Source organism: Enterococcus sp. AZ067 (genome assembly GCF_051715005.1).
GTDB lineage: Bacteria > Bacillota > Bacilli > Lactobacillales > Enterococcaceae > Enterococcus_D > Enterococcus_D casseliflavus.
This window is the reverse complement of record NZ_JBIOSY010000001.1, coordinates 2,120,001-2,132,755: the sequence shown is the minus strand read 5'-3', so window position 1 is coordinate 2,132,755 and position 12,755 is coordinate 2,120,001. Positions and strand designations below refer to the sequence as shown.

Annotated in this window: 9 protein-coding genes, 2 rRNA genes and 2 pseudogenes (1 of these 13 only partly in view); all 13 read left to right on the top strand. The window is 36.7% G+C overall.

Features of this window, described 5'->3' with window-relative positions:
• The first annotated feature begins 106 nt into the window (after window positions 1-106).
• The gene (locus IGI82_RS10165; protein WP_438842158.1) at window positions 107-607 is read left to right on the top strand and encodes a hypothetical protein; all 501 of its coding nucleotides are present in this window, start codon (window positions 107-109) and stop codon (window positions 605-607) included.
• Window positions 608-655: 48 nt separating this feature from the next.
• Complete coding sequence (locus IGI82_RS10160; protein WP_438842157.1) at window positions 656-1,714, top strand: WxL protein peptidoglycan domain-containing protein; 1,059 nt, start codon at window positions 656-658, stop codon at window positions 1,712-1,714.
• Window positions 1,715-2,009: 295 nt separating this feature from the next.
• A complete protein-coding gene (locus IGI82_RS10155) occupies window positions 2,010-3,500 on the top strand; it encodes a helix-turn-helix domain-containing protein (protein ID WP_438842156.1) in 1,491 nt (496 codons plus the stop codon).
• Window positions 3,501-3,541: 41 nt separating this feature from the next.
• Window positions 3,542-3,997, top strand: coding sequence for a hypothetical protein (locus IGI82_RS10150; RefSeq protein WP_086338176.1), 456 nt, complete (start codon window positions 3,542-3,544; stop codon window positions 3,995-3,997).
• 153 nt (window positions 3,998-4,150) lie between these two features.
• Window positions 4,151-4,552: a hypothetical protein gene (locus IGI82_RS10145; protein WP_438842155.1), complete on the top strand. Its 402-nt coding sequence runs from the start codon at window positions 4,151-4,153 to the stop codon at window positions 4,550-4,552.
• Window positions 4,553-4,810: 258 nt separating this feature from the next.
• Window positions 4,811-4,984 (top strand): annotated as a pseudogene (locus tag IGI82_RS10140) (iron-sulfur cluster assembly protein); the annotation flags it as partial.
• A 757-nt stretch (window positions 4,985-5,741) separates the two neighbouring features.
• Entirely contained in the window at window positions 5,742-6,059 is a 318-nt protein-coding gene (locus IGI82_RS10135) for a DUF2500 domain-containing protein (RefSeq protein ID WP_015509816.1), read from the top strand.
• Window positions 6,060-6,501: 442 nt separating this feature from the next.
• A pseudogene (locus IGI82_RS10130) lies at window positions 6,502-7,057 on the top strand (zinc-binding dehydrogenase); the annotation flags it as partial.
• A 210-nt stretch (window positions 7,058-7,267) separates the two neighbouring features.
• Entirely contained in the window at window positions 7,268-8,206 is a 939-nt protein-coding gene (locus IGI82_RS10125) for a dihydroorotate oxidase (RefSeq protein WP_438842154.1), read from the top strand.
• Window positions 8,207-8,271: 65 nt separating this feature from the next.
• Window positions 8,272-8,793 carry a GNAT family N-acetyltransferase gene (locus tag IGI82_RS10120; protein WP_438842153.1) on the top strand — a complete coding sequence of 174 codons (522 nt, stop codon included), beginning with the start codon at window positions 8,272-8,274 and terminating at the stop codon, window positions 8,791-8,793.
• A gap of 139 nt (window positions 8,794-8,932) precedes the next feature.
• A complete protein-coding gene (locus tag IGI82_RS10115; protein WP_005230211.1) occupies window positions 8,933-9,118 on the top strand; it encodes a hypothetical protein in 186 nt (61 codons plus the stop codon).
• A gap of 541 nt (window positions 9,119-9,659) precedes the next feature.
• A 16S ribosomal RNA gene (locus IGI82_RS10110) occupies window positions 9,660-11,219 on the top strand.
• A 229-nt stretch (window positions 11,220-11,448) separates the two neighbouring features.
• A 23S ribosomal RNA gene (locus IGI82_RS10105) occupies window positions 11,449-12,755 on the top strand; it runs 1,608 nt beyond the window's last position.
• Together the 16S and 23S rRNA genes form the textbook arrangement of a ribosomal RNA operon.

Sequence of the window (12,755 nt, the reverse complement as noted above, 5' to 3'; positions counted from 1 at the left end):
CCTTTTTTTTAGATTGCGAAAATATTAGATAAGATTGCTTGGAGAATTCCCTGTATAGTTCTTATTGTAATAGATTTCACAATTACAAAATTAGGAGGATACATTAATGAAAAAAACTCTTTTAGCATCAACAGCAATACTTGCTCTATCTGCAATCGGATTTACGAATACAGCTCACGCGACTGAGGGGTCAACAAAGGCAGTAAACGTTGATGAAGGTCAAGTAAGCAGAAGTCTTACATTAACTACTCCAGACGTTACGACTGTAGATTTCAATTTTGAAGAAATTACTTTCGGGTCAGAACAGCCTAACGGAACACTTGCCCCTCAAGATTTTTCAGTTACGTATGATATCCAAAATAGAACTTTTGCTAATATTGCAGAACGTTACAAAATAAGGGTATCAACTGATGGTGCAGGTTTAGATGCAAACATTAAAGATACATCTGAAAAAGATTTTGATATTTCTGAAACAAATAGCGGAACTAGAAATACAGGTGATGTTATTATTGAAGCTACTCTTGACCCAACATTGTATAATGACGAGCAGAAAGAATTGTATAAGATTACAGTAAGTTTAATTGATTCAACCACAGTAACGCCCTGAGGATTGAAATGATTAATACAACAAAGATATAAGAAAACAGGAGTCATGATGGAAAATAAAAGTAAAATGAGAAAACGCGTTTTTGTTAACGTGTTTTCTCTTATATTCGTTTTAGTAATAGGTAGTTTATTTTACATACATGAAGTTGTTGCTTCGGAGGATACTGATGCATCAATATTAGTAGATGTTCATCCTAAAGAATATGAGTATAGAGATAGCTATATGCAATTTACTCCTGAACTTAACAACAATTATGAGTTTACAGCGACGATTACCAATATTGGTAATAAAGATTTAGACGTTAATGTATATCCATCAGTTGCTATATCGACGATGGCTGGAATAACTTATGTGGAAAATACAGAAAATCTAATGGATAAAGATTATGACTTTAGTAAGTATGTGAAGATAACTAATGATAACGGTGAATTAAAAGATGGTATAGTCCAAGTCAAGGCTAATCAAAGTGAAGATATATCCGTTGTTTTTAACTTAAACAAAGAACTTGATGGAGAAATTCTAGGTGGTTTAAATTTTTCTCAAACACTAAGTGAGCAAAAAAACGAGAACTCTGCAGATATTGTCCATGTTTATGAAAAGGTAGTCTTGTTTCGCCTCAAAATGAATGAGTTAGATTCTGAAAAAGAGCAAGACTATGGTGAATTTGAATTTATAAATTCACAGAATTCTATAGTTTTAAGTTTCTCTATAATTAATAATAATCCCATAGTGGAATATGCAGAAAGTGGTCCCTACAAAGTCATTAACCCAAAAGGAGATATAATTTCAGAAGGTGAATTTGAAGAAGAAGTGCTTACTTTAACTCCTGTTACAAAAACGAAATTAAACATTCCCTTAGTTAGTGATGCGGAATTAATGTCTGGAGAATATCAGTTCATAATAACTGTTGATGGTGAAGAAAAAATTACTAAATTTAATTACACAAAGGAAGAATTGGAAGAAATATCAAAGCAAGCAGAAGATTCAAATAATGTAGTTGTAAGTCAAGACTCAAACATATGGGTAATTGTTTTATTAACGGCAATCGTTACTCTTCTTATTATCACCATTATTTTGCTTTATCGCAAACAAAAAAGGTCTGAATAATAAATATTCAGACCTTTTTTTGTCAACTTTTTATTTTATTATGTTTTGTTTAAAATCATAAAAATGAGGATAATCCATAGGTTGTTTATAGTGTTATAGTATTTAAGAAGATAATTTTTATAGGTTGGATGATAAAGATATATGGATTGTTGAAATTTAATTGTATAGCTGCTTTTTTTAGTAGTGGAGTGTATGTGCCTAAGATGACAAATCTAATAATTATTTGAATCTTATATTCCTTACAAGCTTTAAGCTCTTTTTTGATAAGGAAATTACAATAATCGGAGGATTTGAAATGTATTACATTGAAAAAGTCTATAGCTTGTTCATAACAAAGAAGCAAGTAAACAAATTAATCATATTGAAGAAAACACTTATTAATGATGAGGTTTCTGTCAAAAGCTTATGTGAAGAACTGAATAAGAGTACCACACAAATTAAACATCTGGTTTTAGAAATAAATCATGATGCTGATAGATTTATTGAGGAAGATATTTTCTTTTTGAAAGAAAATGATGGCAAATTATACTTTGAATTAGCTTCAGATAATATGAAAAAAATTGAGGTTTTCGGAAAAATAAAAAAAATATATTTTAAATACTCTCAATATTATCAGTTGATAAACTACTTATTTAAACATCGTAAAACAAAGATTGTAGATATATCAGAAGATTTGATGTTCAGTGTTTCGTATTGTTACAAATTGCTCGAATATATAAAAAGGGTATTTACTACACAAAAGATTCCTATTTTCATAAAGAAGAATGCAGATTGGATACATATTTCAGGGGCTGAAGCGTGCATAAGAATGTATCACTATCTATTTGAATTGATGGCTTGCGATACTTATTTGAACAACAGTTTTATTTCAATTAAAGACCCTGTTTCTGAAAATTATGACGCGATGGATACAACAAGAGCAAAGCACCAACTAATGTTTTCTATAATGGAAAATGCAATATCTCAGGGGTATTTTGTGGAGAATGTGGAAAATCATGATTTGGAGCTTTTAAGCTGTATGGAAAATGTAGATGATAGTCTTCCAATTATAGAAAAGTTACCTCTTAAAAATACAGATACAATAAAAAAAGAGCTAGTGTATTACAGTTTTTGGGGATATATATTTATTCCTGAGTTCATTAGTGATGATGAAAAATGTAACAGAGGAAAAAAGTTAAAATCGCTTAATCATATTACCATTGTTGACTTTTCTGAAAAAGTAACTAACAAACTTCGTAATAAATATTTAGTAGACACTAAAACGCTAAATATTATCTTTTATGAGATTGTTATAAATACATGGAGTTACACTCATTTATTTACAGAGAATTTTTTGTCAAGAGAAATTCTAAGCAGTACTCAAAAAAGAATGACGGATATAGAACAAATAGTCTTAGAATCAGCAAATGAAACAGGTATCCTTGATGAAAAAGATATGATTTATATTAAGAAACTAACACAAATTATTGCATCCAATATTTTGTTTCAAGAGGATGATTTAATTTATATAGCAGTGACTGGAATTAATCAGCCAGAATATATCAACGTTGTTAAGAATATTTTGTCTAAAATGTACTCTCATAATTTTATCCAATTCACGACTAATGTTGTAAAAGCTGATATCGTAATATCAGATTGTGCTATAGGAAGTACATCAAAAGAAGTAAATGTTGTTTTTATGGATTGTATACAAAAAAAAGAGAATTGGGAGAGATTAAATTTACTAATCCAATCTCTTATCATGGAAAAATGTATATATAAAAATCTAACAATGATTGGAAAGTAAAATCAAGAATAAATATTGAAATAATAGAAACTATATAGGAGATGTTAAATTTGAAAACAAACAAACAAACATTAGAAAAAATCAGAAAAGCTAGAATGGTTAATGTAAGATTTTTTAGTGATAAAGCTGGAAATACTTTAGAACGAGCGTTGATAATAGATATGGATGAGAAAATAGAAGATGTAATGAATTACTTAGAAGAGTCTATAGACAATATAAATATTATCCACTATACAACAAAGGATATATACAGTATTGTAAATATTTCAGAATTAGAAGATATTCATGATTATGTTAAATTGGAACATTACTGGGGGGATGTGATATCCTACGTTATAGAATACAAAGATTGTTTTGGATTTACGGATGAGCTATGTCTAGTAGCAAACATTGATTGCGATAATAATGACTTGATTACTGCGGTAAGTAATCTTAATGAGAGTTTTGAAGTTGTTAATATATATGAATATAGAGATTGCTGGGTTAAAAGACCCTAAGAAATTTTACCTATCAATAGAATATGAATTTATATAGGCATAATTGTAGCAGCTTTTAATCTGTAAAATTTTTCTGATTTAGATAATTGAATTTGTAGAGTTATTATTGTAGATGTTGGTAGCACTTGTAAAAAATTATATAGGAGAGATTTCATGGTTTCTATAAATGATAAGCATTTAATTGACTTTATATATCATATGAATTCGTATTTAACATTTAATGAACTGAATGAATGGGCATCTAAATTGATAGAATGCTCAGATGAAATGATTGAATATGTTTTTTCTGATAAGGCGATTGACATCGTGCAGTTAAGTGATGAATATGAACAAAATTACTTAATGGAAGATTTTATCACTGTTGATGAATACTTATCTAAACATTATTCAAGTGCTATCTCTTTGTTGCTACGCTTGCCAAATCTAAAAAATGAACTCATGGATAGTAAATATAATAGTAACAATAAAAGGTTTCAAATTTATCAAGGAAATGGACATGTGGCAACTTATGCCCAACAAATTTTATATTCTTTATCTAATAAGTATAAAATCTAATATTAGAAGTGAACTTTTTTGATGACTAGCTCTATTTAAAAAATTCAATTGGACTACAGATACGATGCGTAAAAAAATCCTCATTGAGTATGTAGTCCAAGCTATTTTAAGGGACATTTTAACCATTTTTTGAGGTATAATATACCTGTAAATGTTAATAAAAAGAACAGAATATTGGCTTCTAACATGCACTGGAATCGAGGAGATACTATCGCTTTAACGCAGGGAAAAGCGATAGAAATGCTGATATAACAGCACTTGACCTTAACAACAATGGGCTGTCCCTTAGCCGACGTATTGACTGAATCGATACACGAAGCACTAAGCGATATTCCAGAAGTCAAAAATCCAGAGGTAAAATTAGTCTGGTATCCCGCTTGGACGACCGATAAAATGAGTCGTTATGCACGGATTGCTTTGGGGATTCGTTAAGGATTTTCAATCATAGAAAGTTGTTTCATATTTGTTAACTAGATGGAACAAGCTGTTTTCTTAGGTGTCGGACAGTTGGCAAAATGAGGATATAAACACAGAACTCTTTTATTAACTTTGAAAAAGTTGGTAGAAGAGTTTTTTTTTAGAATACTTTCTTAAATAAACAGTTACTTGGTGAAAAAGTTATACTTTTTTACTAAAAGCATTAAAGAAAATCATATATTTTTAAACCTGAAAGCTCAACGTATTTTCCATTCATATGACAACTCAAAGTGAGTTAGTATTTAACTTTGACGAAATAGTAATACTTTCTATAAACCTTCGATCATTTTGACAAAAAAAGAGCACAGAATAAATTCTTATTCATCCACATTGATAACCTTAAGGTGCATCCCAGAAAACATGTCTAAAGAAAAGTTACTGAATTTAGTCAGAGACTTTGGGATACGATGAATTTTCCTTAAGGAGTCAATGTAGAATGAAGAAGGATGATTCTAGGAATGTTTTTTCAAAGGTCATGTGATTTCATCCTAGCAACTGACTCTTGGTTAACAAATATACAAATGTGTTCTATGCAACCATACATATAGGAAAACGATAGCCAAACTACAGTTTCGGTCAATCATTTAGCGAGTTACATATTTTTATTAGAGATTCGAGATTAATTAATTGAATTAATGTATAATTATAGTTAAGTTGTAAAAATGATTTGGTTGATTCCCTTGATCATAAAAACAAAAAAGGAGTGTGTTTTGTGGATTTTCTATTTACTTTATTTGCTTTTATTTTCGTCGCAGTTATCTTATATCATATTGTCGAATTCTTAAAGGATCAATCTACGCCAGAAGTGGCAGTACTTGCCACGCTAGTAGACAAACGAATGACTAGTAGCACGAATATTGCTGCAAACGGCTTTACGAATCAATCCATTACCTATTATCTTTTATTTGAAATCGCAAGTGGCGAAAGATTAGAATTTAAAGTAGGGTATGGAAAATACAAATTATACGTCATCGGAGATACTGGAGTGTTGAGGTATCAAAGAAAAAGGTTTAATTCACTTGATAGGTAAAAAATTTGTATGTATATAGTATGTGTTTATTCGTTTTCAATTTCAAAAAAAGTTGAACAGTCAATTAAAAAACTCCTATTCAAGTGTCTTATCATTTGAAATGATTTGAATTGTACGCTTTCGATGGAAAACGCAAGTATCATCGAGTAACACTTGAGAATTTCTACTTATGAGGTCGCATAAATAAAACCAAAACCGAAGGAAATTTCCTGCGAGGAATGGCTTAATTTAGTTCACCCATTCGATTTATTGGCGGAAGTGATGAGCTACGGATAGTTTTTAAATACTCATAAATAGAATAGATTGCTTCACCAAAATCTCGTGACTCATTGTTACGAGGTTTTTTGTTTTTTACGTGACTTCAGAAATAATTGCAAAAAGGAAAAATCGTTCTTGGTTTTTCACAAACATTTTCTCTTTCAAGTGACAAAGTCGTTGCCGTTTTGGGTTAGGAACGATTGGGTTGCTGACGATCCAATGGTTAAAAATTGGTTAAAAATTGCGGGTGTGAAAACGATTATTGGCATTGATATTCAATCAGAGAAACTGAAACAAGCATTAGATTTAGGTGTCACCGATACGATCGATCCTAGTGTTCAAGACCTTGAAAAGAGATTTCTCGGATAACGGATGGTTTAGGCGTAGATATTGTAATGGAATGTGCAGGTACTAAAACAACCGAAGAACAATGTCTCTTAGTGACAAAAAAAGGCGGGAAAATTGGATTTCAAGGGATCACTTATTCTGATGTTTTGATTAAGCAACGGGCATTTGAAAAAATCTTTCGCAGTGAATTAACCATTAAGGGTTTTTGGAATAGCTATTCTGCGCCTTTCCCAGGCAAAGAATGGTTTGATTCAATCACCTTTTTAGAAAGCGGACGCTTGAGTGCCAGTCATAGGATTTCCCATCGCTTTCCGTTAGAATATCTTCAAAGAGCATTTGATTTAGCGGTAAATAGAAGTGAAAGCTTTAATAAAATCATGATCATGCTCTAAAAACTAAGCATTTGATTACAGCACAAACAGATTGTTTTCAAAAACCATTTTTATTCAGCAAGCTTTAACAAGCTGCTATGGATATGGTTTTTTGATTTGCTACAGTGATTAAATAGGTTGCTCCTTCTAAAACCTGTCCCAATCAAAGACACCGTTGCATTTTCAGAAATGAAACGGTAAACTAGTTGAAAAGATTGGAGGAATGAATCAATGTTAGCTACGAATTTTGGGAAATTTACATACGAAAATCCGTTTATGAACGCCTCAGGAGTCCATTGTATGACGATCGAGGAATTAGATGAATTAGCGGTATCAGCAGCTGGATCATTTGTCACAAAGAGTGCAACGCTAGAAGCACGTGCCGGAAATCCAGAACCACGTTATACCGATTTACCCTTAGGAAGCATCAATTCGATGGGATTACCAAATCTAGGGGTGGACTACTACTTAGATTATGCCATCAAAAAACAGCAGGAAATGACTCAGCAAGCGCCTTTCTTTTTCTCTGTCGCTGGTATGAGTGTGGCTGAAAACATTGAGTTATTGAAGAAGATCCAAGAAAGTGATTTTGAAGGAATCACTGAGTTGAATCTTTCTTGTCCAAACGTGCCAGGAAAACCACAAGTTGCCTATGATTTTCCTTTGACCGATCAAATTCTTGAAACAGTCTTTGGTTTTTTCACAAAACCTTTAGGTGTCAAATTGCCGCCATACTTTGATTTGGCTCACTTTGATGAGATGGCTAAGATATTAAACAAGTATCCGTTAACCTACATCAATTCAATCAATAGTATTGGGAATGCTTTATTCATCGATCCTGCTACTGACTCGGTAGTCATCAAACCAAAAGGTGGTTTTGGTGGTCTCGGAGGCGAATATGTGAAACCAACGGCATTAGCCAATGTGCGGGCTTTCTATACACGTCTCAAGCCAGAAATCAAAATTATTGGTACAGGTGGGATTCGTGATGGTCAAGATGCGTATGAGCATTTGTTGTGTGGTGCCTCTATGTTGCAGATCGGCACAGAGTTGCAAAAAGAAGGGCCGGCGATCTTTGAACGATTGACGAAAGAATTAGAAACGATCATGAAAGAAAAAGGATATCAATCAATCAGTGAATTTCAAGGCAAACTAAAAACGATTGATTAAAACGACTTTCTATCATCTTCTGTTTCTTTTTATAGAAGAAAGTCATAGAAGAAAGGTGGGGTTAAATGGAGAAATTTCGTAAAACAACTGAGGGCGATTTAACGGAGTTAATGGCGCTGATTGAGGAAGGAATTGCTTTTTTAAAAGCTCAAGGATCACCACAATGGCAAAATGGCTATGGCCCAAAAGAAACTCAAATCAAAGAAGATATTGCAAAAGGTGAAAGCTATGTGTTAGTGAAAGATGGGAAAATCGCAGCGTCTGCGGCACTGGTTTCTGGTTATGATCCTGTCTACAACGCAATTACCGGCGCAGGGTGGGATGGAAACGGTCCGTATCTATCCATTCATCGCGTCGTTGTCAGTTCTCATTTTAAAGGGCAAAAGTTAAGTGCCAAATTGCTGCAAGCTCTTGAAGTGGTTGCATTAGAGCAAGGAATCGTTGATTTGCGTATCGATACGTATAAAGCCAATATTGGGATGCAAAAGAATATCCAAGCAGCTGGCTATCAATATAAAGGAGAGGTAACATTTCCTTTTCCGAATGGAGAGCGATTGGCGTTTCAAAAACGTTTGATCACAAACTAAACATTCTTTTTCCATTCTTGTCACTTGGCTGAAAGAATGGAAAAGGTGTGTCAAAGTGAATTTTTGGTATGAAAATGTGGATAATGGTTGTCAGAATCCTTTCGGCTTGCTAAGATAAGCACGTAAAGGACGGTGCCAAATGAAGAAAAGAATCAAAAAGAAAAAAGCTTATAAAAAATACATCCATGATATTTTTGCAGGTTATGAAGAAATGCTTGAAAATCCAGCGATCGATGAGAAGAAGTTCTCTTATTTGAAAGAAGAAACAACCTTAAAACGAGACGATCAAAATCAAATCCGTTTCCGTACGATCGATATTGATTAAACTACCTTTTGGGTAGTTTTTTTCTTTGTTTTTGTTAATTGGAAAAATTTCAGAAAAAAAGCTTGCTCTTTCATTCATAGAATGATAAAGTATTCAACGTTGGCAATTGAGCCAGCGGGTCAAAACAACAGTTGAAAAATCTTCAAAAAAGACTTGACCAAAAATAAAACAGATGATATTATAACGAAGTCGCAATAATAAAACAGTTAATCAATGTTGATACATCAACGAAATTAATTGAAAAAAGTTGTTGACAAATAACAAATCATTTGTTATTCTAATTAAGTCGCTGAGACAGCCGCTACGAAGTTGAAAAACAACGAGCGAAAAAAACTTTTAAAAAAAGAGTTGACAATTAAATGTCACTCTGATATGATATAAAAGTTGCTAACACAGCACGGTAGACCTTTGAAAACTGAACAAAGCAAGCAAACGAACCAATGTGTAGGACGTTTCAATTTTTTGAAACAAATACATGCAAGCAATAGCTAGCAAAGTTAATTTTTATGAGCTTAATGACCGTATGGTCATTCAAACAAATCATTATGAGAGTTTGATCCTGGCTCAGGACGAACGCTGGCGGCGTGCCTAATACATGCAAGTCGAACGCTTTTTCTTTCACCGGAGCTTGCTCCACCGAAAGAAAAAGAGTGGCGAACGGGTGAGTAACACGTGGGTAACCTGCCCATCAGAAGGGGATAACACTTGGAAACAGGTGCTAATACCGTATAACACTATTTTCCGCATGGAAGAAAGTTGAAAGGCGCTTTTGCGTCACTGATGGATGGACCCGCGGTGCATTAGCTAGTTGGTGAGGTAACGGCTCACCAAGGCAACGATGCATAGCCGACCTGAGAGGGTGATCGGCCACACTGGGACTGAGACACGGCCCAGACTCCTACGGGAGGCAGCAGTAGGGAATCTTCGGCAATGGACGAAAGTCTGACCGAGCAACGCCGCGTGAGTGAAGAAGGTTTTCGGATCGTAAAACTCTGTTGTTAGAGAAGAACAAGGATGAGAGTAAAATGTTCATCCCTTGACGGTATCTAACCAGAAAGCCACGGCTAACTACGTGCCAGCAGCCGCGGTAATACGTAGGTGGCAAGCGTTGTCCGGATTTATTGGGCGTAAAGCGAGCGCAGGCGGTTTCTTAAGTCTGATGTGAAAGCCCCCGGCTCAACCGGGGAGGGTCATTGGAAACTGGGAGACTTGAGTGCAGAAGAGGAGAGTGGAATTCCATGTGTAGCGGTGAAATGCGTAGATATATGGAGGAACACCAGTGGCGAAGGCGGCTCTCTGGTCTGTAACTGACGCTGAGGCTCGAAAGCGTGGGGAGCGAACAGGATTAGATACCCTGGTAGTCCACGCCGTAAACGATGAGTGCTAAGTGTTGGAGGGTTTCCGCCCTTCAGTGCTGCAGCAAACGCATTAAGCACTCCGCCTGGGGAGTACGACCGCAAGGTTGAAACTCAAAGGAATTGACGGGGGCCCGCACAAGCGGTGGAGCATGTGGTTTAATTCGAAGCAACGCGAAGAACCTTACCAGGTCTTGACATCCTTTGACCACTCTAGAGATAGAGCTTCCCCTTCGGGGGCAAAGTGACAGGTGGTGCATGGTTGTCGTCAGCTCGTGTCGTGAGATGTTGGGTTAAGTCCCGCAACGAGCGCAACCCTTATTGTTAGTTGCCATCATTTAGTTGGGCACTCTAGCGAGACTGCCGGTGACAAACCGGAGGAAGGTGGGGATGACGTCAAATCATCATGCCCCTTATGACCTGGGCTACACACGTGCTACAATGGGAAGTACAACGAGTTGCGAAGTCGCGAGGCTAAGCTAATCTCTTAAAGCTTCTCTCAGTTCGGATTGTAGGCTGCAACTCGCCTACATGAAGCCGGAATCGCTAGTAATCGCGGATCAGCACGCCGCGGTGAATACGTTCCCGGGCCTTGTACACACCGCCCGTCACACCACGAGAGTTTGTAACACCCGAAGTCGGTGAGGTAACCTTTTTGGAGCCAGCCGCCTAAGGTGGGATAGATGATTGGGGTGAAGTCGTAACAAGGTAGCCGTATCGGAAGGTGCGGCTGGATCACCTCCTTTCTAAGGAATATTTCGGAAGACTACACATCGTTTGCCTTTGTTCAGTTTTGAGAGGTTTACTCTCAAACAAAATTTGTTCATTGAAAACTGGATATCGAAGAAATAATCAAAACAAGTAACACACACCGAGTTGAAATGTTAAAAGAGTTTTTTAATAAGTTCAACGCTTATTTTCTTGAGCAACCTTCTATCGCTAGAAGAAGTACTCAAAACCGACCGTAAGGTCAAAGGTTAAGTGAATAAGGGCGCACGGTGGATGCCTTGGCACTAGGAGCCGATGAAGGACGGGACTAACACCGATATGCTTTGGGGAGCTGTAAGTAAGCTATGATCCAGAGATTTCCGAATGGGGGAACCCAGCATCTTTTATAGGATGTTACGTCTGCGTGAATACATAGCGCAGTCGAGGTAGACGCAGAGAACTGAAACATCTAAGTACCTGCAGGAAGAGAAAGAAAATTCGATTCCCTGAGTAGCGGCGAGCGAAACGGGAAAAGCCCAAACCAACAAGCTTGCTTGTTGGGGTTGTAGGACTCCGATATGGTAGTCTATTCAGATAGTCGAAATACTTGGAAAAGTATGTCAAAGAGGGTAAAAACCCCGTAGGCGAAATTTGGATAACACCTAGGAGGATCCTGAGTACGGCGGAACACGAGGAATTCCGTCGGAATCCGGGAGGACCATCTCCCAAGGCTAAATACTCCCTAGTGACCGATAGTGAACCAGTACCGTGAGGGAAAGGTGAAAAGCACCCCGGAAGGGGAGTGAAATAGATCCTGAAACCGTGTGCCTACAACAAGTTAGAGCCCGTTAATGGGTGATAGCGTGCCTTTTGTAGAATGAACCGGCGAGTTACGATAGCATGCGAGGTTAAGTTGAAGAGACGGAGCCGCAGCGAAAGCGAGTCTGAATAGGGCGAATGAGTATGTTGTCGTAGACCCGAAACCATGTGATCTACCCATGTCCAGGTTGAAGGTGCGGTAAAACGCACTGGAGGACCGAACCCACGTACGTTGAAAAGTGCGGGGATGAGGTGTGGGTAGCGGAGAAATTCCAAACGAACTTGGAGATAGCTGGTTCTCTCCGAAATAGCTTTAGGGCTAGCCTCGGAATTGAGAATGATGGAGGTAGAGCACTGTTTGGACTAGGGGCCCATCTCGGGTTACCGAATTCAGATAAACTCCGAATGCCATTCATTCATATCCGGGAGTCAGACTGTGAGTGATAAGATCCATAGTCGAAAGGGAAACAGCCCAGACCACCAGCTAAGGTCCCCAAATAACTATTAAGTGGAAAAGGATGTGGGGTTGCACAGACAACTAGGATGTTGGCTTAGAAGCAGCCACCATTTAAAGAGTGCGTAATAGCTCACTAGTCGAGTGACCCTGCGCCGAAAATGTACCGGGGCTAAATAGTTTACCGAAGCTGTGGAGTGCACCATTAGGTGCATTGGTAGGAGAGCGTTCTAAGGGCGTTGAAGGCAGATCGTGAGGACTGCTGGAGCGCTTAGAAGTGAGAATGCCGGTATGAGTAGCG

Bases quoted from the DNA above. Each gene is read 5' to 3' on its own strand.
- IGI82_RS10165 (WP_438842158.1), top strand. From the start codon at position 107: ATGAAAAAAACTCTTTTAGCATCAACAGCAATACTTGCTCTATCTGCA.
- IGI82_RS10160 (WP_438842157.1), top strand. From the start codon at position 656: ATGGAAAATAAAAGTAAAATGAGAAAACGCGTTTTTGTTAACGTGTTT.
- IGI82_RS10155 (WP_438842156.1), top strand. From the start codon at position 2,010: ATGTATTACATTGAAAAAGTCTATAGCTTGTTCATAACAAAGAAGCAA.
- IGI82_RS10150 (WP_086338176.1), top strand. From the start codon at position 3,542: ATGTTAAATTTGAAAACAAACAAACAAACATTAGAAAAAATCAGAAAA.
- IGI82_RS10145 (WP_438842155.1), top strand. From the start codon at position 4,151: ATGGTTTCTATAAATGATAAGCATTTAATTGACTTTATATATCATATG.
- IGI82_RS10125 (WP_438842154.1), top strand. From the start codon at position 7,268: ATGTTAGCTACGAATTTTGGGAAATTTACATACGAAAATCCGTTTATG.
- IGI82_RS10120 (WP_438842153.1), top strand. From the start codon at position 8,272: ATGGAGAAATTTCGTAAAACAACTGAGGGCGATTTAACGGAGTTAATG.
- IGI82_RS10115 (WP_005230211.1), top strand. From the start codon at position 8,933: ATGAAGAAAAGAATCAAAAAGAAAAAAGCTTATAAAAAATACATCCAT.